This window comes from Pseudomonas oryzicola, from assembly GCF_014269185.2.
Classification (GTDB): Bacteria; Pseudomonadota; Gammaproteobacteria; order Pseudomonadales; family Pseudomonadaceae; genus Aquipseudomonas; species Aquipseudomonas oryzicola.
In genome coordinates this window covers 262,098-284,472 of sequence record NZ_JABWRZ020000002.1, presented here as the reverse complement: position 1 = coordinate 284,472, position 22,375 = coordinate 262,098, and the positions used below count along the sequence as shown (strand labels likewise).

At 63.7% G+C, this 22,375-nt stretch carries 19 protein-coding genes; 14 read left to right on the top strand and 5 right to left on the bottom strand.

The features are described from left to right. Positions 1-111: 111 nt before the first annotated feature. The 3 genes from HU760_RS19365 to gap all read right to left on the bottom strand — a co-directional run bounded on the left by HU760_RS19365 (position 112) and on the right by gap (position 2,858). Entirely contained in the window at positions 112-1,080 is a 969-nt protein-coding gene (locus HU760_RS19365) for a FecR family protein (protein WP_186673249.1), read from the bottom strand. 76 nt (positions 1,081-1,156) lie between these two features. Next, a complete protein-coding gene (locus HU760_RS19360) occupies positions 1,157-1,669 on the bottom strand; it encodes an RNA polymerase sigma factor (protein ID WP_186673248.1) in 513 nt (170 codons plus the stop codon). Between the two features lie 187 nt (positions 1,670-1,856). Then, entirely contained in the window at positions 1,857-2,858 is a 1,002-nt protein-coding gene (gap, locus tag HU760_RS19355) for a type I glyceraldehyde-3-phosphate dehydrogenase (RefSeq protein WP_186673246.1), read from the bottom strand. Between the two features lie 265 nt (positions 2,859-3,123). On the opposite strand from gap, the gene edd reads away from it, so the two are divergent. The 11 genes from edd to HU760_RS19300 all read left to right on the top strand — a co-directional run bounded on the left by edd (position 3,124) and on the right by HU760_RS19300 (position 16,313). Further along, the gene (gene edd, locus HU760_RS19350; protein WP_186673239.1) at positions 3,124-4,950 is read left to right on the top strand and encodes a phosphogluconate dehydratase; all 1,827 of its coding nucleotides are present in this window, start codon (positions 3,124-3,126) and stop codon (positions 4,948-4,950) included. Beyond that, positions 4,947-5,906: a glucokinase gene (locus HU760_RS19345; RefSeq protein ID WP_186673237.1), complete on the top strand. Its 960-nt coding sequence runs from the start codon at positions 4,947-4,949 to the stop codon at positions 5,904-5,906. The genes edd and HU760_RS19345 overlap by 4 nt, the downstream gene beginning before the upstream one ends. Positions 5,907-5,977: 71 nt before the next feature. Continuing rightward, positions 5,978-6,703 (top strand): two-component system response regulator GltR, encoded by a 726-nt coding sequence (gltR, locus tag HU760_RS19340; RefSeq protein ID WP_186673235.1) that lies wholly within the window; start codon positions 5,978-5,980, stop codon positions 6,701-6,703. Further along, positions 6,684-8,138, top strand: a complete 1,455-nt coding sequence (locus HU760_RS19335) for an ATP-binding protein (RefSeq protein WP_186673233.1) — start codon at positions 6,684-6,686, stop codon at positions 8,136-8,138. The genes gltR and HU760_RS19335 overlap by 20 nt, the downstream gene beginning before the upstream one ends. Before the next feature lie 128 nt (positions 8,139-8,266). After that, complete coding sequence (locus HU760_RS19330; RefSeq protein ID WP_186673231.1) at positions 8,267-9,514, top strand: D-mannose isomerase; 1,248 nt, start codon at positions 8,267-8,269, stop codon at positions 9,512-9,514. Positions 9,515-9,621: 107 nt separating this feature from the next. Continuing rightward, positions 9,622-10,920 (top strand): ABC transporter substrate-binding protein, encoded by a 1,299-nt coding sequence (locus HU760_RS19325; protein WP_186673230.1) that lies wholly within the window; start codon positions 9,622-9,624, stop codon positions 10,918-10,920. Between the two features lie 132 nt (positions 10,921-11,052). Continuing rightward, positions 11,053-11,961 carry a carbohydrate ABC transporter permease gene (locus HU760_RS19320; protein ID WP_186673229.1) on the top strand — a complete coding sequence of 303 codons (909 nt, stop codon included), beginning with the start codon at positions 11,053-11,055 and terminating at the stop codon, positions 11,959-11,961. Next, positions 11,954-12,799 carry a carbohydrate ABC transporter permease gene (locus HU760_RS19315; protein WP_186673228.1) on the top strand — a complete coding sequence of 282 codons (846 nt, stop codon included), beginning with the start codon at positions 11,954-11,956 and terminating at the stop codon, positions 12,797-12,799. The genes HU760_RS19320 and HU760_RS19315 overlap by 8 nt, the downstream gene beginning before the upstream one ends. 3 nt (positions 12,800-12,802) lie before the next feature. After that, positions 12,803-13,957, top strand: coding sequence for an ABC transporter ATP-binding protein (locus HU760_RS19310; RefSeq protein ID WP_186673227.1), 1,155 nt, complete (start codon positions 12,803-12,805; stop codon positions 13,955-13,957). Positions 13,958-13,998: 41 nt separating this feature from the next. Further along, positions 13,999-15,342 carry a carbohydrate porin gene (locus tag HU760_RS19305; RefSeq protein ID WP_186673226.1) on the top strand — a complete coding sequence of 448 codons (1,344 nt, stop codon included), beginning with the start codon at positions 13,999-14,001 and terminating at the stop codon, positions 15,340-15,342. Positions 15,343-15,458: 116 nt separating this feature from the next. Beyond that, complete coding sequence (locus HU760_RS19300) at positions 15,459-16,313, top strand: D-hexose-6-phosphate mutarotase (RefSeq protein WP_186673224.1); 855 nt, start codon at positions 15,459-15,461, stop codon at positions 16,311-16,313. Here the strand turns inward: HU760_RS19300 and hexR are convergent. Beyond that, on the bottom strand, positions 16,306-17,169 hold the full coding sequence (gene hexR, locus HU760_RS19295; protein WP_169774905.1) for a DNA-binding transcriptional regulator HexR: 864 nt from the start codon (positions 17,167-17,169) through the stop codon (positions 16,306-16,308). The genes HU760_RS19300 and hexR overlap by 8 nt on opposite strands. A gap of 212 nt (positions 17,170-17,381) precedes the next feature. Between hexR and zwf the strand changes: the two genes are divergently transcribed. Genes zwf through HU760_RS19280 form a run of 3 tightly spaced genes read left to right on the top strand, consistent with a single transcriptional unit; the run spans position 17,382 to position 20,249 of the window. Beyond that, a complete protein-coding gene (zwf, locus tag HU760_RS19290; RefSeq protein WP_186673222.1) occupies positions 17,382-18,851 on the top strand; it encodes a glucose-6-phosphate dehydrogenase in 1,470 nt (489 codons plus the stop codon). After that, the gene (pgl, locus tag HU760_RS19285; protein WP_186673220.1) at positions 18,838-19,551 is read left to right on the top strand and encodes a 6-phosphogluconolactonase; all 714 of its coding nucleotides are present in this window, start codon (positions 18,838-18,840) and stop codon (positions 19,549-19,551) included. Before zwf ends, pgl begins: the two co-directional genes overlap by 14 nt. Before the next feature lie 17 nt (positions 19,552-19,568). Beyond that, positions 19,569-20,249, top strand: coding sequence for a bifunctional 4-hydroxy-2-oxoglutarate aldolase/2-dehydro-3-deoxy-phosphogluconate aldolase (locus HU760_RS19280; RefSeq protein ID WP_186673218.1), 681 nt, complete (start codon positions 19,569-19,571; stop codon positions 20,247-20,249). Positions 20,250-20,425: 176 nt separating this feature from the next. Here HU760_RS19280 and leuA read toward each other — a convergent pair whose 3' ends face one another. Beyond that, entirely contained in the window at positions 20,426-22,099 is a 1,674-nt protein-coding gene (leuA, locus tag HU760_RS19275; protein ID WP_186673217.1) for a 2-isopropylmalate synthase, read from the bottom strand. Positions 22,100-22,375 lie beyond the last annotated feature (276 nt).

Genomic DNA, 22,375 nt, shown 5'->3' with positions numbered 1-22,375 from the left:
GGGAGCGGGCACGCCCGCGAAACAGGCACCGCGGTGGATGGCACGGGCGTTGCCCGTGTTCGCGGGCACGCCCGCTCCCACAGGGAGCGTGTCGGGCTTCAGATTTGCGGATCAGTTCAGGATGACCAGCGCCGGGTACTCATGCAGCCGGGCCGAGGTGATGTGGGCCAGCGCGCGCAGGGTTTCCAGGGGCTGGTCGAGGCGGTAGTTGCCGGTCACCGTCATGTTTTCCAGTTGCGTGTTGCGATTGATGATCCAGCCTGGGTAGTAGCGCCGCAGCTCCGCCAGCACCTGGCTGAGCGGGCAGTTTTCAAACACCAGGCGGCCATCGACCCAGGCCAGGTCCTTGCGCATGTCGGGGCGCTGACGTTGGCCAAAGCCATGGGGGCCGATACTGATGCTATCGCCGGCACGCAAGCGGATACGTTGGTCGCGGGTGCCCTGCAGGTCGACATCGCCGCGTTGCACCCGCACTTGTGCCTCGCCGCCGAGGTAGCGCACGGCAAAGTCGGTGTCACGCACCTGCGCGCGCAGCGGCCCGGCCTGAACTTCCAGCGGCAGCCGCGCACCCTCGGCGACCTGGAAATAGGCCTCGCCTTGCAGCAGGCGGGCAATCTGGCGGCCTTCACGGTACTCGCTGGCGAACGCCGAATCGGTGTTGAGCAACACTTTGGTGCCGTTGTCCAGTTGCAGGCGCTGGCGTTCACCGACCACGGTGAGGTGGTCGGCCTGCAGGCGCAGGGGCAGGTTGCCAAAGGTGCACAGCCCGACCAGCAGCAGCGCGGCGGTAGCCAGCGGTTTCCAGTGGCTGCGCAGGCGCCCGCGCCACGACCGGCGCTGTTGCTGATGCATCTGCGCGGCCACCTGTCGCAGCGGCGCGCCATGCCACAGGGCTTCTGCCTCGACATAGGCTTCGGCGTTTTCTGGCGCCGCGCTCAGCCAGGCTTCGAAGGCCAGGGTATCCTCGGCATCGGCGCATTGCAGGCGTACCAGCCAGTCCAGCGCCTCGTCCATGGCACGAGCACGGGCACGGGCACTGGGCCCGGCGGGTGTCGGGCGGGGAGCGGGGCTATCGGTCACGGTAAATCCCTGAATGGTCCTTTTTTTTGCGAATGATCAAGGCTGGGGCGGGTAGTAGCAAGGGCTTTGCATTGCCTCACTTGAGCCGGTCGGCAACACCCATGCATATCGCCATGATCAGTTTCAGTTCCTTCTGCACCGTGCTGGGCGAAACCTTCAGTTGTTCGGCAATTTCCAGATAGGTGGCGCCATGCAGGCGGCTGAGGATGAAGATGCGCTGCTGGCGTTCGCTCAGTTGGCCAAGGCTGACGCTCAGCTGCTTGAGCAACTGTTCGGCATGGGCGGCATCTTCGCTGCTGGTGGCCGGCGCGGCCACGCTATGCAGCACCTCGTCGGGTACGTCGTCGACCAGCATGCGCGATTGCACCCGGCGTGCGCGCAGGTGATCGAGGGCCAGGTTGCGCGCGGTCTGGAACACGAACGGTTCGATGTGTTCGACGCGCCGCTCTGCAAGGGCGCGGGATACGCGCAGGTAAGTCTCCTGCAACAGGTCCTCGGCCGTGGTCGGGTTGCCGACCATGCGCTGCAGGGTGCGCAGCAAGGAAAGGCGCTGGACGAGGAAGACGGAGTTGAACCGGGACTGACTCACGATGGGACCTGGCCGATGAAGGGTTGATGATAATGCTTATCATCCGCGCCATAGGTCAAGTTTGGAAATGTTAGGAAAAGGTAAAGATTGTGAGTGTGGGGCGCATGAGGGAGTTTTTTGTATTTGTGAGATAGAGCGCCGCCGCGCGGCGCTCTATCTCACAGGCGGCGAAAATGCCGCGGCCTACTCAGCGTGCCCGGCACAGCGCCAGGCAGTTATCCAGCATACGGTTGGAGAAGCCCCACTCGTTGTCATACCAGGCCAGCACCTTGAGCATGCGCCCGTTGGCCCGGGTATGGTTGGCATCGAAGATCGACGACAGCGGGTTGTGGTTGAAATCGCAGGAAACCAGCGGCAAGGCGTTGTAGCCCAGTACCCGCGAATGCTTGCTGGCTTCGAGGAACAGCTGGTTGACCTGATCGGCCGTGGCCTCGCGTCGGAGGTTGACGGTGAGATCCACCAGCGACACGTTGATCACCGGCACGCGCACCGCCATGCCGGTCAGCTTGCCGGCCAGTTCCGGCAGCACCAGGCCTACGGCCTCGGCGGCCCCGGTCTTGCTGGGGATCATCGACTGGGTCGCCGAGCGTGCGCGGTACGGGTCGCCGTGATACACGTCGGTCAGCACCTGGTCATTGGTATAGGCATGGATGGTGGTCATCAGGCCTTGCTCGATACCGAACTCGCGGTGCAGCACCTGGGCAATCGGCGCCAGGCAGTTGGTGGTGCAGGAGGCGTTGGAAATGACCTGGTGCGAGGCCCGCAGGATGTCATGGTTGACGCCGTATACCACGGTGGCATCGGCACCTTTGGCGGGTGCCGAGACGATCACCTTGCCTGCCCCCGCAGCCAGGTGCGCGGCAGCCTTGGCGCGCTCGGTGAACAGCCCGGTGCATTCGAACACCACGTCGATCGCCTCGGCCTTCCAGGGCAGTTCGGCCGGGTTGCGGATGGCGCTGACGGCGATACGGTCACCATTGACCGTCAGGCTTTCGTGGTCAGCCTCGACGCTGGCGTCAAAGGTGCCGTGCACGCTGTCGTACTTGAGCAAGTGGGCGTTCATGGCGCTGTCGCCCAGGTCATTGATGGCGACGACCTGCAGGTCCTGGCGGTAGCCTTGGGTATACAGTGCGCGCAGGACGTTGCGCCCGATGCGGCCGAATCCATTGATGGCGATGCGTAAAGTCATGGCAGTACCTCTGGCAGTCCGAGTGAAACCTGTGGCACAAAGGAGCTTCACTGAAACGGTTTTGTTGTTGGAATTACAAGATTATTCACTGGCCGATAGAAAACAAGCCTTTTTAGTGGCAATATTTTGTTTAAACATACAACGAGTGGTCGGGCAACGTGCCTCCACCGATGCAGCGGGCTCCTCTACCTTCAGCCTAGGCCGCAATCGTTTGGAGGGGAAATGCCTGGTAAACCGCCCTTACAATTAGCCTGGAGTCCAGTACATGCATCCGCGCATCCTTGAGGTCACCCAGCGGCTGGTCGAGCGCAGCCGTGCCACCCGCGAACGCTACCTGCAGCTGATTCGCGGCGCGGCCAGTGAAGGCCCCATGCGTGCCAGCCTGCAATGCGCCAACTTCGCCCACGGCGTGGCCGGTTGCGGCAGCGAGGACAAGCAGACCCTGCGCCTGATGAACGCGGCCAACGTGGCCATCGTCTCGGCCTACAACGACATGCTCTCGGCGCACCAGCCGTACCTGCACTTCCCCGAGCAGATCAAGCAGGCCCTGCGCGAGGTCGGTTCGGTCGGCCAGTTTGCCGGTGGCGTACCGGCCATGTGCGATGGCGTGACCCAGGGCGAGCCGGGCATGGAACTGGCCATTGCCAGCCGTGAAGTGATCGCCATGTCCACCGCCGTGGCCCTGTCGCACAACATGTTCGACGCTGCGCTGATGCTGGGCATCTGCGACAAGATCGTCCCCGGGCTGATGATGGGCGCACTGCGCTTCGGCCACCTGCCGACCATTTTCGTCCCGGGCGGGCCGATGGTGTCCGGCATCTCCAACAAGCAGAAGGCCGACGTGCGCCAGCGCTACGCCGAGGGCAAGGCCAGCCGCGAGGAGCTGCTGGAGTCGGAGATGAAGTCCTACCACAGCCCGGGCACCTGTACCTTCTACGGTACGGCCAACACCAACCAGCTGGTAATGGAAGTGATGGGCCTGCACTTGCCCGGCGCTTCCTTCGTCAACCCGTACACGCCGCTGCGTGACGCCCTCACTGCCGAGGCTGCGCAGCAGGTCACGCGCATGACCAAGGCCAGCGGCAACTTCATGCCGCTGGGCGAAATCGTCGATGAAAAGGCGCTGGTCAACTCCATCGTCGCCCTGCACGCCACCGGCGGTTCGACCAACCATACCCTGCATATTCCGGCGATTGCCCAGGCTGCTGGGATCCAGCTGACCTGGCAGGACATGGCCGACCTGTCCGAAGTGGTGCCGACCCTGTCCCACGTCTACCCCAACGGCAAGGCCGACATCAACCACTTCCAGGCGGCTGGCGGTATGGCCTTCCTGATCCGCGAGCTGCTCGATGCCGGCTTGCTGCACGAGGACGTCAACACCGTGGCCGGCCATGGCCTGCGCCGCTACACCCGGGAACCGTTCCTCGACGACGGCAAACTGGTGTGGCGCGAAGGGCCGCAGCACAGCCTGGACGAAAGCATCCTGCGCCCGGTGGCTCGACCGTTCTCGGCCGAAGGCGGCCTGCGGGTGATGGAAGGCAACCTTGGCCGAGGCGTGATGAAGGTGTCCGCGGTCGCCCCGGAGCACCAGGTGGTCGAAGCCCCGGCACGGGTATTCCACGACCAGCAGTCGCTGGCCGATGCCTTCAAGGCCGGCGAGCTGGAGCGCGACTTCGTTGCCGTGGTGCGCTTCCAGGGCCCGCGCTGCAACGGCATGCCGGAACTGCACAAGCTCACGCCGTTCCTCGGTGTGCTGCAGGATCGCGGCTACAAGGTGGCGCTGGTCACCGACGGGCGCATGTCCGGTGCCTCCGGCAAGATCCCGGCAGCCATCCACGTCTGCCCCGAAGCGTATGACGGTGGCCCGCTGGCGCGGGTGCGCGACGGTGATATCGTGCGGGTTGACGGCGTCGAAGGCACGCTGCGGGTGATGGTGTCGGCCGAGGAACTGGCCAGCCGCGACCTGCCACCCGCTCCCCAGGGCAACGACCTGGGCTGCGGGCGCGAGCTGTTCGGCTTCATGCGCATGGCGTTCAGCCCGGCAGAGCAGGGCGCCAGTGCCTTCACCTCGGCCCTGGAGAACCTCAAATGAAGGACCTGCTGGTTGGCGACATCGGCGGCACCAATGCCCGTTTTGCGTTATGGCGTGACAACCAGCTACATGCAGTGAAAGTCTTCGCCACCGAGGACTACACCAGCCCGGAACAGGCCATCGAGGCTTACCTTGAAGGCCAGGGCATTCCTCGCGGTGACGTGGTTGCTGCCTGCCTGGCGGTGGCCGGGCCGGTCAATGGCGACGAGTTCCGCTTCACCAACAACCATTGGCGCCTGAGCCGTCTGGCGTTCTGCCAGCGGCTGCAGATCGAGCAGCTGCTGCTGATCAACGACTTCACCGCCATGGCGCTGGGCATGACCCGCCTGCGCGATGGCGAGTTCCGCGAGGTGTGTCCGGGCCAGGCCGACCTTTCGCGCCCGGCGTTGGTCATCGGCCCGGGTACCGGTCTGGGTGTCGGCTCCCTCTTGCGTGTGGGTGAGCGTTGGTGCGCCTTGCCGGGTGAGGGCGGGCACGTCGACCTGCCGGTGGGCAATGCCCGCGAAGCCGCGATTCACCAGCAGATTCACGCCCAGATCGGCCACGTCAGCGCTGAAACCGTGCTCAGTGGCGGTGGCCTGCTGCGCCTCTACCAGGCAATCTGTGCACTGGACGGCGACACACCCAGACACAAGACCCCTGCGCAGATCACCGATGCTGCGCTGGGCGGCGAACCACGGGCGCTGGCGGTGATCGAGCAGTTCTGCCGGTTCCTCGGCCGAGTGGCGGGTAACAATGTGCTGACGCTGGGCGCGCGCGGTGGGGTCTATATTGTTGGCGGTGTGATCCCGCGTTTTGCCGAGCTGTTCCTGCGCAGCGGGTTTGCCGCCAGCTTTGCCGACAAGGGCTGCATGAGTGGCTATTTCGCCGGGGTGCCGGTATGGCTGGTGACGGCGGAATTTTCCGGGTTGCTGGGGGCTGGAGTGGCCTTGCAGCAGGCGCTGGATCACGGATAGATGGTTGGGTTGCGCAGCGGCCCCGATAGCAGGCAACCAAGACCTGTAACCAGACAATAGGAAGGACCACCTTGAGCACTGCCGGTAAATCGATCCTGATGGTCGACGACGACCAGGAAATCCGCGAACTGCTGCAAACCTACCTGAGCCGCTCTGGTTTCCAGGTACATGCCGAAGCCGACGGCAGGGGCTTTCGCCGCGCCCTGGAAACCACCCCCTGCGATCTGGTCATCCTGGATGTCATGTTGCCCGACGAAGACGGCTTCAGCCTGTGCCGTTGGGTGCGCCAGCACCCGCGCCAGGCACGGGTTCCGATCATCATGCTCACCGCCAGCTCAGACGAAGCCGACCGGGTCATCGGCCTGGAACTGGGCGCCGACGACTATCTGGGCAAACCGTTCAGCCCGCGCGAATTGCAGGCGCGGATCAAGGCCCTGTTGCGCCGTGCCGAGTTCGGCCAGGCGGCGCCAGGCAGTGCGGTGCTGGCCTTCGACGACTGGCGCCTGGACACGGTCAGCCATCGCCTGTTTCATCGCGACGGCGAGGAGGTGATGCTCTCTGGTGCCGACTTCGCCCTGCTCAAGCTGTTTCTCGATCACCCGCAGCAGATCCTTGACCGCGACACCATCGGTAACGCTACCCGCGGCCGTGAGCCGATGCCGCTGGACCGTATCGTCGACATGGCCGTGAGCCGTCTGCGCCAGCGTCTGCGCGATACCGACAAACCCCCTCGGCTGATCCGCACCGTGCGCGGCAGTGGCTACCTGCTGGCTGCTCATGTCTGCAGTGCCTGCTGAGCGGCGCTGGCGGTTGCTGCCGCGCTCGCTGCTGGGGCGCATGCTGCTGCTGACCTTGTTGGTGGTTCTGCTGGCCCAGGGTTTGTCCAGCATCATCTGGGTCGCCCAGTTGCGGGCCAGCCAACTGCAAGGCCTGCGCGCCAGCGCCAGCAGCCTGGCTCACTCGATGAGTGCCAGCGTCAGCTACTTTCGTTCGCTGCCGGTGGGCTACCGGCCCATGGTGCTCGACCAACTGCGCAGCATGGGCGGCACGCGCTTCTTCGTGTCGCTCAACGCCAAGCCGCTGGACATGCCGGTACTGCCGGTCACCCCGCGCAAGCAGGCGGTGATCGACGTGTTCCAGCAAGTGCTGCATGAACGCCTGGGTTCGCAGATGGAAATTTCCGTGGCGTTCGTCAACCCCGACGACCTGCGCATCTTCAACAGCGGACTCAAACTCGACGAGCTGCCACGCTCGTGGGCGCACTACTCGTTGACCCTGGAACCGCTCAACCCGCCGGTGCTGGTGACGCAGATCCGCCTCGGCGAGGGCGAGTGGCTGTACATCGCCTCGCTGTTGCCCGAACCCTATACCAGCCTGGAGGCCGAACGCCTGCCACGCCAGCAGATCGGCTTCATCGTGCTGACCACTGTTTTGCTGTTGCTGTTCATCGGCCTGCTGGTGCACTGGCAGAGCTGGCCGCTCAAGCGCCTGGCTCGGGCCGCACGCGAGATGTCGCTGGGTGCCGATGTGGCGCCGGTGGCCGAAGGCGGTGGCAGTGAGGTGGTGGAAGTGGGCCGGGCGTTCAACAGCATGCGCGAACGTATCAGCCGCTACCTGACCGAACGTAGCCAGCTGTTCAGCGCTATCTCGCATGACCTGCGCACGCCGATCACCCGGCTGCGTCTGCGGGTGGAACTGCTGGAGGACGAACGCCTGCAGGCCAAGTTCAGCCAGGACCTGGATGAACTGGAGTTGCTGGTCAAAGGTGCCTTGCAGTGCGTTAAGGACACCGACATTCATGAAAACATCGAGCCCATCGACCTCAACCAGGTATTGGAAATCCTTGCCGAGCCCTACCTCGGCGATGGCCGCATCACCCTCGAAGGCCGGGCGCTGGCGCCGTACCCGGGCAAGCCGCTGGCATTGCGACGGTGTATCGGCAACCTGATCGACAATGCAATCAAGTACGGCGAGCGGGCACGGTTGCGCATCATCGACAGTGCCGAGGGTTTCGTGCTGCAGGTCGATGACCGCGGGCCAGGGGTGCCCGAGCAGCAGCTGGAGCAGGTGTTCGAGCCGCACTTCCGCCTGGCGGGGCAGCAGCAGGGTTATGGGCTGGGGTTGGGGATTGCACGCAACATTGCCCATAGCCATGGCGGTGAGGTGAGTTTGCTCAACCTGCGCGAGGGCGGGTTGCGGGTGACGTTGTATCTGCCGCGGGGCATGGACTGAGCGTCCAGGGGGGGGCGCACAGCCAGGCGAATGTCACTGCCTGGTGACAATTCCGCCGTCCTTCGTGACATCCCGCCCAACCGCGCTGACTAGAATTCGCCCACGACTGGCAAGGATCAAGCTGGCCCATGAACACCCATAACCTACCTGCCCCCTGCTGGCTCGACAACCCGGACCACACCGCCTGGCGCCTGGCCGAAGCGCAGCGCCTGCTGGCCTTCGCCAAGGCCTCGAAACTGCCCGACGGCTTCGGCGGACTGGATGCCAAGGGGTGGCTTGCCCCCGGTGCCCGTGCCGACACCCTGAACACTGCCCGCATGACCCACTGCTTCGCCCTGGCCCACCTGCAGGGCCAGCCCGGTTACCTGGCCTATGTCGAACACGGCGTGGCTGCCCTGCGCGGTGCCATGCAGGACGCCACCTATGGCGGCTGGTTCGCCCATCCCGGTGGCGATACCGACAGCGGCAAAGCGGCCTACCTGCATGCCTTCGTCGCCCTCGCCGCCAGCTCGGCCGTGCTGGCCGGCGCTGTCGACGCGCCCGCCCTGCTGGAAGACGCGGTACAGATACTTGAAGCGCATTTCTGGAGCGAAGAAGAGGGCGCCCTCAGCGAATCCTTCTCCCGTGGCTGGCAGTTGCCCGAACCGTACCGTGGCGCCAACAGCAACATGCACGCGGTCGAAGCCTTCCTGGCCTTGGCCGACGTCACAGGCAACCACCTGTGGCTGCAACGTGCCCTGCGCATCGCCGAACGCATCATTCATGGCCATGCCGCCGCCAACGGTCACCGCGTCATCGAGCACTTCGATGCCTTCTGGCAGCCACTGCCGCACTACAACCAGGAGCGCCCGGCTGATCCTTTCCGCCCTTATGGCACCACCCCCGGGCATGCGCTGGAGTGGGCGCGGTTGCTGCTGCATCTGGAGGCCAGCCTCGAACGGGCCGGCCTGGGTGCACCGGGCTGGCTGGTGGATGACGCGAGCGCGCTGTTCGACGCGGCCTGTTTGCACGCGTGGAGCGTCGATGGCGCGGAGGGTTTTGTCTATACCCTGGACTGGGCCGACCGCCCGATGGTGCGCGCTCGCCTGCATTGGGTGCATGCCGAGGCCTGCGCCGCCGCAGCGGCGCTGTTGCAGCGTACTGGCGAGGCACGCTACGAGCAGTGGTACGGGCGCTGCTGGGGCTTCATTGCCAACTATTTCATCGACCTGGTTGCGGGCAGCTGGCATCACGAACTCGATGCGCACAACCAGCCGGCCGGCACGCTGTGGCCGGGCAAGCCCGACCTCTACCACGCCTACCAGGCACTGCTGCTGCCGGGCTTGCCGCTGGCACCGAGCCTGGCCAGCAGCCTGGCGGCCAATGTAACCAGATGATGACATTCACGCATCGCTTCGTTACCTGACGAGGCGCGCACGCTGTTTAGACTCAATGCAACGCAAGCGACCGACTTGCACGGCATAACAACAAGAAAGGTGCTTCGATGAACTCTACGTTTCGTCTCGCTGCCGCAATCTCCATTGCCTCGCTAGGGGCTTCCCTGCTCCCGCTCACTGCCCTGGCTGCCGATTCCAAAGGCAGTATCGAGGTGGTGCACTGGTGGACATCCGGTGGTGAAAAAGCGGCAGTCGATGTGCTCAAGGCCCAGGTCGAAAAAGACGGCTTCACCTGGAAGGACGGCGCTGTCGCAGGCGGCGGGGGCGCGACGGCCATGACCGTGCTCAAGAGCCGCGCCGTGGCTGGCAACCCGCCGGGTGTCGCGCAGATCAAAGGGCCGGACATCCAGGACTGGGCAGCCACCGGCCTGCTTGATGCCGACGTACTCAAGGACGTGGCCAAGGAAGAGAAGTGGGACACGCTGCTGGACAAGAAAGTCGCCGACACCGTGAAGTATGACGGTGACTACGTCGCCGTACCGGTGAACATCCACCGCATCAACTGGCTGTGGATCAACCCCGAAGTGTTCAAGAAGGCCGGCATCGACAAGGCGCCGACCACTCTCGACGAATTCTACGCCGCCGCCGACAAGCTCAAGGCCGCCGGCTTCATCCCGCTCGCCCATGGCGGCCAGCCGTGGCAGGACAGCACCGTATTCGAAAGCGTGGTGCTGGCCGTGATGGGGGTCGATGGCTACAAGAAGGCCCTTGTCGACCTCGACAGCGACACCCTGATCGGCCCGCAGATGGTCAAGGCGCTGACCGAGCTGAAGAAGGTCGCCACCTACATGGACCCGGATGGCAAGGGCCAGGACTGGAACCTCGAAGCGGCCAAGGTCATCAACGGCAAGGCCGGCATGCAGATCATGGGCGACTGGGCCAAGAGCGAGTGGACCCTGGCGAAGAAAACCGCCGGCAAGGACTACCAGTGCGTGCCATTCCCCGGCACGGACAAGGCGTTCCTGTACAACATCGATTCGCTGGTGGTGTTCAAGCAAAACGACGAAGGCACCGCCGCCGGCCAGCAGGACATTGCACGCAAGGTGCTGGGCCAGGACTTCCAGAAGGTTTTCAGTATCAACAAGGGCTCCATCCCGGTACGCAACGACATGCTGGCCGACATGGGCAAGTACGGCTTCGATGCCTGCGCGCAAACCTCCGCCAAGGACTTCCTCGCCGACGCCAAGAGCGGCGGGCTGCAGCCGAGCATGGCGCACAACATGGCCACCACGCTGGCCGTGCAGGGCGCGTTCTTCGATGTGGTGACCAACTACATCAACGACCCGAAGGCCGACCCGGCCGATGCGGCGAAGAAGCTGGCGGCGGCGATCAAGGCAGCCCAGTAAAGCCATTCGCGGGCAAGCCCGCTCCCACAGGTTCGGCGTCCTGCCCGGGACCTGTGGTGAGCAGGCCCCCTGTGGGAGCGGGCGTGCCCGCGAAGCGGTGCAAAGCATCGCCTTTACCTCGAGATCCACAACATGACCACAACAACCGCCCAACTGCGGGCCTCACCCCTGGACGCGCTGCAGCGCTGGCTACCCAAGCTGGTGCTGGCGCCAAGCATGTTCATCGTCCTGGCGGGCTTCTACGGCTACATCCTCTGGACCTTTGTCCTGTCCTTCACCACTTCGACCTTCCTGCCGACCTACAAGTGGGCCGGCCTGGCCCAGTACGCCCGGCTGTTCGACAACGACCGCTGGTGGGTAGCGAGCAAGAACCTGCTGCTGTTCGGCGGCCTGTTCATCGCCATCAGCCTGGTCATCGGCGTGCTGCTGGCGGTCCTGCTGGACCAGCGCATCCGCCGCGAAGGCTTCATCCGCACCATCTACCTGTACCCCATGGCGCTGTCGATGATCGTCACCGGCACCGCCTGGAAGTGGCTGCTCAACCCGGGCATGGGCCTGGACAAGCTGCTGCGTGACTGGGGCTGGGAAGGTTTCCGCCTGGACTGGCTGATCGACCCGGACCGGGTGGTGTACTGCCTGGTGATTGCCGCGGTATGGCAGGCATCGGGCTTCATCATGGCGATGTTCCTCGCCGGCCTGCGCGGTGTCGACCCATCGATCATCCGCGCCGCGCAGATCGACGGCGCCAGCCTGCCGCGCATCTACTGGCGCGTGGTGCTGCCCAGCCTGCGCCCGGTGTTCTTCAGCTCGCTGATGATTCTCGCGCACATTGCCATCAAGAGCTTCGACCTGGTGGCGGCGATGACGGCTGGCGGCCCGGGCTACTCCTCCGATCTGCCGGCGATGTTCATGTATTCGTTCACCTTCAGCCGTGGCCAGATGGGCATGGGCTCGGCCAGCGCCATCCTCATGCTCGGAGCGATCCTGGCGATCCTCGTGCCTTACCTGTACTCGGAGCTGCGGAGCAAACGCCATGCATAGCCCTGTCGACAAACCCGTGCTGAGCCTCAGCCGCATCGCCATCCACGCGGTGCTGTTGCTGGCCGTGTTGCTGTACCTGGTGCCGCTGGTGGTGATGCTGCTGACCAGCTTCAAGACCCCGGACGATATCAGCACCGGCAACCTGCTGAGCTGGCCGACGGTATTCAGCGGTATCGGTTGGGTCAAGGCCTGGGCCACGGTCAGCGGTTACTTCTGGAACTCGATCATGATCACCGTGCCGGCAGTGCTGATCTCCACCGCCATCGGCGCGCTGAACGGCTACGTGCTGTCGATGTGGCGTTTCCGCGGTTCCCAGCTGTTCTTCGGCCTGCTGTTGTTCGGCTGCTTTCTGCCGTTCCAGACCGTGCTGCTGCCGGCCTCGTTCACCCTCGGCAAGCTCGGCCTGGCCAGCACTACCAGCGGCCTGGTGCTGGTGCATGTGGTCTATGGCCTGGCCTTTACCACGCTGTTTTTCCGCAACTTCTACGTGAGCGTCCCCGATGCGCTGGTCAAGGCTGCGCGGCTGGATGGCGCCGGTTTCTTCACCATCTTCCGCCGCATCATCCTGCCGATGTCCACGCCGATCATCATGGTCTGCCTGATCTGGCAGTTCACCCAGATCTGGAACGACTTCCTGTTTGGCGTGGTGTTCTCCAGTGGCGACTCGCAACCGATCACCGTGGCCTTGAACAACCTGGTCAACACCAGTACAGGGGCCAAGGAATACAACGTCGACATGGCGGCGGCGATGATAGCCGGCCTGCCAACCCTGCTGGTCTACGTGGTGGCAGGCAAATATTTCGTCCGCGGCCTGACGGCTGGCGCGGTAAAGGGGTAAGTCATGGCAACGCTCGAACTTCGCAATGTGAACAAGACCTACGGCAGCGGCCTGCCGGACACCCTCAAGGACATCCAGCTGTCGATCAAGGATGGCGAGTTCCTGATCCTGGTCGGCCCCTCGGGCTGCGGCAAGTCGACCTTGATGAACTGCATTGCCGGCCTGGAGCAGATCACCGGCGGGGCGATTCTCATCGACCAGCAGGATGTCAGCGGCATGAGCCCCAAGGACCGGGACATCGCCATGGTGTTCCAGTCCTACGCGCTGTACCCGACCATGAGCGTGCGCGAGAACATCGAGTTCGGCCTGAAGATCCGCAAGCTGCCCCAGGCTGCCATCGACGAGGAGGTGGCGCGGGTGGCCAAGCTGCTGCAGATCGAGCACCTGCTGGCGCGCAAGCCGGCGCAGCTGTCCGGCGGCCAGCAACAGCGCGTGGCCATGGGCCGGGCGCTGGCGCGGCGGCCGAAGATCTACCTGTTCGATGAACCGCTGTCCAACCTCGATGCCAAGCTGCGCGTCGAGATGCGCACCGAAATGAAACTGATGCACCAGCGCCTGAAGACCACCACCGTGTATGTCACCCATGACCAGATCGAGGCCATGACCCTGGGCGACAAGGTGGCGGTGATGAAGGACGGCATCATCCAGCAGTTCGGCACCCCGCAACAGATCTACAACGACCCGGCCAACCAGTTTGTCGCCAGCTTCATCGGTTCGCCGCCGATGAACTTCATCCCGGTACGCCTGAGCAAACAGGATGGCCGCCTGCTGGCGCTGCTCGACAGCGGCCAGGCGCGCTGCGAACTGCCTTTGGGTCTGGCTGCCGACGAACTCGAGGGGCGCGAGATCATTCTGGGCATTCGTCCCGAACAGATCGCGCTGGGCACCGGGGAGGGCAACGGCTTGCCTGGCATCCGTGCCGAGGTGCAGGTGACCGAGCCTACCGGGCCGGACCTGCTGGTGTTCGTCACCCTCAACCAGACCAAGGTTTGCTGCCGCCTGGCGCCGGATGTGACGTGCCAGGTAGGTGACAACCTGAACCTGCAGTTCGACCCGGCCCGGGTGCTGCTGTTCGACGCCGAAAGCGGCGAGCGCGTGCATCTGGCCAGCTCCGCCGCAGCAGTAAAGGACAACGTGGCTCACTTCAAGGGCCGTTGACTCGTCTACACCACCAATAAGAAAAAAGAGGACGCAAAGGGATGGAACAGCGCAAACGCATCAGGACATTGGGCTCGTTGGCCTTGCTTGCCATCGTTGGTAGCAGCGGCACGCAGGCTGCCGAGGCCTTTTCCAGCGAATCGAAGTGGATGACCGGCGACTGGGGCGGCACCCGCACCGAATTGCTGGAAAAAGGTTACGACTTCACTCTGGATTATGTCGGTGAGGTCGCCGGCAACTTGCACGGCGGCTACAACGATGACAAGACCGCGCGCTATAGCGACCAGTTCGCGCTTGGCGCACACCTGGACCTGCAGAAGATCCTTGGCTGGCACGATGCCGAGTTCAAGCTGGCAATCACCGAGCGCAGTGGTCGCAACCTGTCCAACGACCGCATCAGCGACCCGCGCGCCGGGCAGTTCAGTTCGGTGCAGGAAGTGTGGGGCCGCGGCCAGACCTGGCGTCTGACCCAGATGTGGATCAAGCAGAAATACTTCGACGGCGCGCTGGACGTGAAATTCGGTCGCTTCGGTGAAGGCGAGGACTTCAACAGCTTCCCCTGCGACTTCCAGAACCTGGCCTTCTGCGGCTCACAGGTGGGCAACTGGGTCGGCGGTATCTGGTACAACTGGCCGGTCAGCCAGTGGGCCCTGCGGGTCAAGTACAACATCACCCCGGAATTCTTCGTCCAGGTCGGCGCCTTCGAGCAGAATCCTTCCAACCTGGAAACCGGCAACGGCTTCAAGCTCAGTGGCAGCGGCACCAAGGGCGCGATACTGCCGGTGGAAGCGGTGTGGTCACCCAAGGTCAACGGCCTGCCGGGCGAGTACCGCCTGGGTTACTACTACAGCACGGCCAAGGCCGATGATGTATTCGACGATGTCAACGGTAACCCGCAGGCGCTGACTGGCGAAGCCTTCAAGTCGCACTCCAGCAAGCACGGCTGGTGGGTCGTGGCGCAGCAGCAGGTGACCGCCCATGCTGGCGATGTCAACCGTGGCCTGAGCCTGTTCGCCAACTTCACCGTGCACGACAAGGCCACCAACGTGGTCGACAACTACCAGCAGGTAGGCTTGGTCTACAAAGGTGCCTTCGACGCCCGGCCCAAGGACGATATCGGCTTTGGCGTGGCACGCATTCATGTGAATGACGACGTGAAGAAACGCGCCGAGCTGCTCAACGCCCAGAGCGGTATAGACGATTATGACAATCCCGGGTTCGTGCCACTGCAACGTACCGAGTACAACGCCGAGCTCTATTACGGCTTCCACGTCACCAACTGGCTGACCGTGCGGCCCAACCTGCAGTACATCAAGAGCCCTGGCGGGGTCGACGAGGTGGACAATGCGCTGGTCGCAGGCTTGAAGATTCAGTCGTCATTCTAAGAACAATTGTTGTAAATTTACGCCAATCCAATTTCGGCTCCCGGCACCCACTGGCCTGCAGTGGGTGCCAGGGATAGGTCGAGACAGCGCTATCTCAAACAACAAGAGCCCTGAACATGCCTGAACATCCGCTTCATCGCTTCTTTACCTCGCAACGGCCCCGGCCGACGTTCGAGTGGGAGCGTTACCAGCAGCGCGATGTGCTGATCATCGACCACCCACGCTGCCAGGCGGTGTTCAGCCGCCAGGGCGCGCAACTGCTGCATTTTCAGCCGGCCGGCGAACGGCCCTGGCTGTGGTGTGCCGAACAGTGGCCGCAGGTTGGGGCGATCCGCGGTGGCGTGCCGGTGTGCTGGCCTTGGTATGGCCGTCACCCCAGCGAGGACCTGTGGCCGGCCCATGGCTGGGCGCGCCTGCTGGACTGGAAGCTGGTGGAGAGCCGCGAGGACGAGGAGGGCGTGACCCTGAAATGGCGGCTGGACCTGTGCGACTGGCAGGTCGACCTGCATGCCCGGCTGGACAGCCGCATGGAGCTGAGCCTGAGCACCGAGCACCAGGACAGCGAACCCTGCCAGCTGAGCCATGCCCTGCTGGCCTACTGGTGTATCAGTGACGTGTCCGAGATAGCGCTGTCCGGGCTCGAGGACATCGAAGGCTATGACCGCCTCAACCGCCAGGCCTGCCGTGAGGATGGCGCGCTGAAGCTCAAGGGCGGCTGCCAGAAGGTCTACCCCGGCACGCCACGGGTGCAATTGCAGGACCCGGCCTGGCAGCGTGAGCTGTGCATCGATACTGGCGACAGTGACGACACCGTGGTCTGGCACCCGGGCAATCGCCCGCTGATGGGCGTGACCGGCCGCGAGTGCCAGCGCTTCGTCTGCGTCGAGGCCGCCAGCGGCAGTGGTGAAGGCCTGAGCCTGGCGCCGGGGCAGCGTGCCCACCTGCGTTTGCAGGCGCACCGGCTCAGTTGAGTTCGTCGTCCTCGATCGGGTAGCGGCTGGCGTTGAGGCTTTCCTTGATCTTGCGCAGGTGCGGCTGGAAGTCCACGCCACGGCGCAGGGTCATGCCGGTGGCCAGCACATCGAGCACGGTCAGCTGGATGATCCGCGAGGTCATCGGCATGTAGATGTCGGTGTCTTCCGGCAACGGAATATGCAGGCTCAGGCTGCAGGCATTGGCCAATGGCGAACCGGCGGCCGTCAGGCCCAGCACCGAGGCGCCATTTTCCCGGGCAAGGCGTGCCACTTCGACCAGTTCGCGGGTGCGTCCGGTGTAGGAAATGATCACGAACAGGTCGCCGGTGTGGGCGACCGAGGCCAGCATGCGCTGCATCAGCACGTCGGCGTGGGCCGACACCGCCAGGTTGAAGCGGAAGAATTTGTGCTGGGCATCCAGCGCCACCGGGGCGGAGGCGCCCAGGCCGAAGAAGTGGATCTGCCGCGCCTGGATCATCATGTCCACGGCACGGCTGACCTGCTGCGGGTCGAGTTGCTGGCAGGCGCTGTCGAGCGAGGCAATGGCGCTGGCAAAGATCTTCTGGGTATAGGCTGCCGGGTCATCGTCGGCTTCTACCGCGCGGCTGACGTACGCGGCGCCGCTGGCCAGGCTTTGCGCCAGCTGCAGCTTGAGTTCGGGGTAGCCGCTGACGCCGAACGAACGGCAGAAGCGGTTGACGGTCGGCTCGCTGACCTTGGCTGCCTGGGCCAGCGCAGCGATGCTGAAACGGGTGGCTTGTTGCGGGTTGAGCAGGATGACTTCGGCGACTTTGCGTTCGGCCTTGTTCAGCTCGTCGAGGCGTCCCTGGATCTGTTCCAGGAGGTTTCGCACGCGGTCCATGGGGTGTGTCCTTGGGTCGGGAAGACAGCCGGCTGTGGGAGCAGCAGGCTTTTTGCACGGTCGTCTATCGTACTGTCGGCGCGGTTGGCGTACCACTTGTCTGTAACACTTGTGTCTAATGTTGTGGTTTTTACTACATTATCCCTTGAAAACCGTATGTGAAAGCGGTATTCCTAGACCAACTTTAGGAAAGAACCAACATCATGGCTGCGATCAGTGTCGAACCTTGCACCTTTGCCCTGTTTGGCGCCCTTGGCGACCTGGCATTGCGCAAGCTGTTTCCAGCGCTTTATCAGCTTGACCGGGCCAACCTGTTGCACCCGGATACCCGCCTGCTGGCCCTGGCCCGCGAGGCCGGTACTGCACAGGAACATCTGAACAGTATCGAAGCGCACCTGCGTCGGCATGTGCCCGAGGCTGACATAGAGCCTGCTGCGCTGGGCCGCTTCCTCGCCCGGTTGAGCTACCAGCACCTGGACTTCCTCCAGCCCGAGGGCTATCAGGCCCTGGCCGAGCAGTTGCAGGGCGAGTTGCCGCTGATTGCCTATTTCGCCACGGCGGCGGCGGTGTATGGCGCCATCTGCGAGAACCTCGACAAGGCCGGGCTGGCTGCGCGCACCCGGGTGGTACTGGAAAAGCCCATCGGCCACGACCTGGAGTCGTCGCGCCGAGTCAACGACGCCGTGGCGCGGTTCTTCCCCGAGAACCAGGTCTACCGCATCGACCATTATCTGGGCAAGGAGACGGTGCAGAACCTGATCGCCCTGCGCTTTGCCAACAGCCTGTTCGAAACCCAGTGGAACCAGAACTCCATCTCCCATGTGGAGATTACCGTCGCCGAAAAGGTCGGCATCGAAGGCCGCTGGGGCTACTTCGACAAGGCCGGCCAGCTGCGCGACATGATCCAGAACCACCTGCTGCAGCTGCTGTGCCTGATCGCCATGGACCCGCCCAGCGAACTGTCCGCCGATGCCATCCGTGACGAGAAGGTCAAGGTACTCAAGGCCCTGGCACCGATCACTGGCGAAGGGCTGAGCACCCGTGTGGTGCGCGGCCAGTACATTGCCGGCTACAGCGATGGCAAGCCGGTGCCTGGCTACCTCGAGGAAGACAACGCCAACGCCCAGAGCGATACCGAAACCTTCGTCGCCCTGCGTGCCGACATCCGCAACTGGCGCTGGTCGGGCGTGCCGTTCTACCTGCGTACCGGCAAGCGCATGCCGCAGAAACTGTCGCAGATCGTCATCCATTTCAAGGAAACGCCGCACTACATCTTCGCCCCGGAACAGCGTTTGCAGATCGGTAACAAGCTGATCATCCGCCTGCAACCGGACGAAGGTATTTCCTTGCGGGTGATGACCAAGGAGCAGGGCCTGGACAAAGGCATGCAACTGCGCAGCGGGCCGTTGCAGCTGAATTTTTCCGACACCTGGCGCAGCGCGAGGATTCCGGATGCCTACGAGCGGCTGTTGCTCGAGGTGATGCGGGGTAACCAGAACCTGTTCGTGCGCAAGGACGAAATCGAATATGCCTGGAAGTGGTGCGACCAGTTGATCGCCGGCTGGCGTAACGCGGGCGATGCCCCCAAGCCTTATGCGGCTGGTTCCTGGGGGCCGATGAGCTCGATTGCTCTGATCACACGTGACGGGAGGGCGTGGTATGGGGATATCTGAACTGAAACTGCCAGCGACCGTGACGGTACATGAGCTGGTGGATGCCAAGGCTCTCGCCGCAGCCCAGGCCCATGACGTGGCCGAGCGCCTGCGTGCAGCCATTGCCGCCAACGGCCAGGCCTGCGTGGTGCTGTCCGGCGGCCGCAGCCCAGTGCCGTTCCTGGAAAAGCTGGCCAGCGAAAACCTCGACTGGGCCAAGGTCACCGTCAGCCTGGCCGATGAGCGCTGGGTGCCGGTGGAGCACGCCGACAGCAACGCCGGCCTGCTGGCCCGCCACCTGTTCAAGGGCACGGCGGCCAAGGCTCGCTTCGTTGGCCTTTACCAGCAGGCGGATAACCTCGATGCCGCTGCAGGCAAGGCCGATCAGGCGCTGGCCGAGCTGCCGCCAATCGACGTGCTGGTGCTGGGCATGGGTGATGATGGCCATACCGCCTCGCTGTTCCCCGCCAGCCCCAACCTGGACGCCGCCCTCGACCTGGCCAACCCACGCCGCTGCCTGCCCTTGCTGGCACCGAGCGTACCGCGCCAGCGCCTGTCGATGACCCGCTCGCTGCTGGCCAGTGCCGCTTTCACTGCGCTGTCCGTGCAAGGGCAGGGCAAACTCGCTACCCTGCGCGCCGCGCTGGCTGGCACCGACCTTACGGAAATGCCGATTCGCGCTTTTCTTCACGCCCCCCTGGACATCTACTGGTGCCCATGAGCCAAGGATCCACAGTCATGACCACCCTCGAACGCCCACAGCCCAAGCTCTCGATGGCCGACAAAGCCGCACGGATCGATGCCATTTGCGATAAGGCGCGCATCCTGCCGGTGATCACCATCGCCCGCGAGGAAGACATCCTGCCGCTGGCTGATGCCCTGGCCGCCGGCGGTATCCGTACCCTGGAAGTGACCTTGCGCTCGCAATATGGCCTGAAGGCCATCCAGGTATTGCGCGAGCAGCGCCCGGAGCTTTGTGTCGGCGCCGGCACCGTGCTCGATCGCAGCATGTTCGCGGCGGTTGAAGCTGCAGGGGCGCAGTTCGTCGTTACCCCGGGCATTACCCAGGACATTCTCGAAGCGGGTGTAGACAGTGAGATCCCGCTGCTGCCGGGTATCAGCACGCCATCCGAAATCATGATGGGCTACGCCCTGGGTTATCGCCGTTTCAAGCTGTTCCCGGCGGAAATCTGCGGTGGCGTCGCGGCAATCAAGGCCTTTGGCGGCCCGTTCGGTGACATTCGCTTCTGCCCGACTGGCGGGGTCAATCCGGCCAACGTGCGCAACTACATGGCGCTGCCGAATGTGATGTGCGTGGGCGGCACCTGGATGCTCGACAGCAGCTGGATCAAGAATGGCGACTGGGCGCGGATAGAGGCGTGCAGTGCCGAGGCGATCGCGCTGCTGGACGCCAACTGAATTTGTTGTGTGCTTTACGGCTTGTGGGGCGCTTGGTCAGCGCCCCTTTTTTTGCCTGCAGTTTTTGCATTGCCTGTGCGGGCCCTTTCGCGGGCTTGCCCGCGAAGAGGCAGGCACAGGCCAACAAAAAAGCCCGCATCAAACGATGCGGGCTTTCTCATTCATTGCGGTACGGCTCAGGCCGCCTTGGCTTCCTGCTGGCTCAACGAGCGGTTCAGCGCGCTGAACAATGCCTTGAAGCTGGCGGTGGTGATGTTTTCATCGATACCCACGCCATGTACCGGGCGGCCGCCGGCCACGCGCAGTTCGATATAGGCTGCGGCCTTGGCATTGGTGCCTGCGCCAATGGCATGCTCGTTGTAGTCCATGATCTCGACGGCAATCGGCAGGCCGGCCACCAGGGCCTCCAGCGCGCCATTACCCTTGCCGCGCCAGTGCAGGGTGGTCTCGCCTTCGCCGGCGACTTCCACTTCCACGGCGCTGTGGCCGTTCTCTTCCTGCAGGCGGTGGCTGACCAGCGCGTACGGCGCGTTGGCCTGGAGGTATTCCTTGTGCAGCAGGTTGTAGATCTGCTGGGCAGTCATTTCCAGGCCCAGGCGGTCGGTTTCACCCTGTACTACCTGGCTGAACTCGATCTGCATGCGGCGCGGCAGGCTGATGCCGTATTCCTGCTCCAGCAGGTAAGTGATGCCGCCTTTGCCCGACTGGCTGTTGACGCGGATCACCGCCTCATAGCTGCGACCGATGTCGGCCGGGTCAATCGGCAGGTACGGCACTTCCCACAGCTCGCCTTCCTGTTGCTTGGCGAAGCCCTTGCGGATGGCGTCCTGGTGCGAGCCGGAGAACGCGGTGTGAACCAGGTCGCCCACGTACGGGTGACGCGGGTGTACCGGCAACTGGTTGCACTCTTCGACCACCTTGCGCACGCCGTCGATGTCGGAGAAATCCAGCAGTGGGTCGATGCCCTGGGTGTAGAGGTTCAACGCCAAGGTCACCAGGTCAACGTTGCCGGTACGCTCGCCGTTGCCGAACAGGCAGCCTTCGGCGCGATCGGCACCGGCCATCAGGCCCAGTTCGGTGGCGGCGATGCCGGTGCCACGGTCGTTGTGGCAGTGCAGGCTGATGATCACGCTGTCGCGACGGCTGACATTACGGCAGAACCACTCGATCTGGTCGGCGTAGATGTTCGGGGTGGACACTTCCACGGTGGCCGGCAGGTTGAGGATGATCTTGTGCTCAGGCGTGGGGTTCCACACCTCGATGACCGCGTCGCAGACTTCCTTGGCGAACTCCATTTCGGTGGCGCTGAAGGTTTCTGGCGAGTACTGGAAGGTCCACTGGGTTTCCGGCTGCTGGGCAGCGTACTTGACGAACAGCTTGGCCGCGTTCACCGCGATGTCCTTGACGCCTTGCTTGTCCTGGTTGAAGACGATGCGGCGGAACGACGGGCTGGTGGCGTTGTACAGGTGGACGATGGCCTTCTTCGCGCCGCGCAGCGACTCGAAGGTGCGGGCGATCAGGTCTTCACGGGCCTGGGTGAGCACCTGGATGGTGGTGTCGTCCGGGATGTGGCCGTCTTCGATCAGCATGCGCACGAAGTCGAAATCGGTTTGCGAGGCGGACGGGAACGAGGCTTCGATTTCCTTCACGCCTACCTGCACCAGGGTCTTCCAGAAGCGCAGTTTCTTCTCCGAATCCATCGGCTCGATCAGCGACTGGTTGCCATCACGCAGGTCGGAGCTGCACCAGATCGGCGCGGCAGTGATGGTCTTCGACGGCCAGGTACGGTCAGGCAGGTCGATGGTCGGGAAAGCACGGTATTTCTTCGAAGGGTCTTTGAGCATGGTCATGGAAGCAATCCTTTTGTGTGCGGCCGAGATCGGGCCTGCCGAGCGATAACGAGATGAATTGGCGAGGCGACGCGATTCAGCCTGGTAGTCGGGCGCTGACCAGGCAGAGGCTGCGATGTTGTCGGAGCAGGATGAGGGTGCTGAAGGTTTTCATGCCTTCAACCCTAACCAGTGGGGTGGGGGATGGCAAGCGTTCAGAAAAAATTGAGAGGAATGCTTAAAAAAAGCTGTTTTGCGAGATTATATGGCTGAAAAAATACAGGTGCTTATTGATTT

What these genes read in the sequence shown, in the direction of transcription:
- gap (WP_186673246.1), bottom strand. Translation starts at nt 2,858, where the DNA reads ATGACTTTACGCATCGCCATCAATGGATTCGGCCGCATCGGGCGCAAC.
- edd (WP_186673239.1), top strand. Translation starts at nt 3,124, where the DNA reads ATGCATCCGCGCATCCTTGAGGTCACCCAGCGGCTGGTCGAGCGCAGC.
- HU760_RS19345 (WP_186673237.1), top strand. Translation starts at nt 4,947, where the DNA reads ATGAAGGACCTGCTGGTTGGCGACATCGGCGGCACCAATGCCCGTTTT.
- HU760_RS19335 (WP_186673233.1), top strand. Translation starts at nt 6,684, where the DNA reads ATGTCTGCAGTGCCTGCTGAGCGGCGCTGGCGGTTGCTGCCGCGCTCG.
- HU760_RS19330 (WP_186673231.1), top strand. Translation starts at nt 8,267, where the DNA reads ATGAACACCCATAACCTACCTGCCCCCTGCTGGCTCGACAACCCGGAC.
- HU760_RS19325 (WP_186673230.1), top strand. Translation starts at nt 9,622, where the DNA reads ATGAACTCTACGTTTCGTCTCGCTGCCGCAATCTCCATTGCCTCGCTA.
- HU760_RS19320 (WP_186673229.1), top strand. Translation starts at nt 11,053, where the DNA reads ATGACCACAACAACCGCCCAACTGCGGGCCTCACCCCTGGACGCGCTG.
- HU760_RS19315 (WP_186673228.1), top strand. Translation starts at nt 11,954, where the DNA reads ATGCATAGCCCTGTCGACAAACCCGTGCTGAGCCTCAGCCGCATCGCC.
- HU760_RS19310 (WP_186673227.1), top strand. Translation starts at nt 12,803, where the DNA reads ATGGCAACGCTCGAACTTCGCAATGTGAACAAGACCTACGGCAGCGGC.
- HU760_RS19305 (WP_186673226.1), top strand. Translation starts at nt 13,999, where the DNA reads ATGGAACAGCGCAAACGCATCAGGACATTGGGCTCGTTGGCCTTGCTT.
- HU760_RS19300 (WP_186673224.1), top strand. Translation starts at nt 15,459, where the DNA reads ATGCCTGAACATCCGCTTCATCGCTTCTTTACCTCGCAACGGCCCCGG.
- zwf (WP_186673222.1), top strand. Translation starts at nt 17,382, where the DNA reads ATGGCTGCGATCAGTGTCGAACCTTGCACCTTTGCCCTGTTTGGCGCC.
- pgl (WP_186673220.1), top strand. Translation starts at nt 18,838, where the DNA reads ATGGGGATATCTGAACTGAAACTGCCAGCGACCGTGACGGTACATGAG.
- HU760_RS19280 (WP_186673218.1), top strand. Translation starts at nt 19,569, where the DNA reads ATGACCACCCTCGAACGCCCACAGCCCAAGCTCTCGATGGCCGACAAA.
- leuA (WP_186673217.1), bottom strand. Translation starts at nt 22,099, where the DNA reads ATGACCATGCTCAAAGACCCTTCGAAGAAATACCGTGCTTTCCCGACC.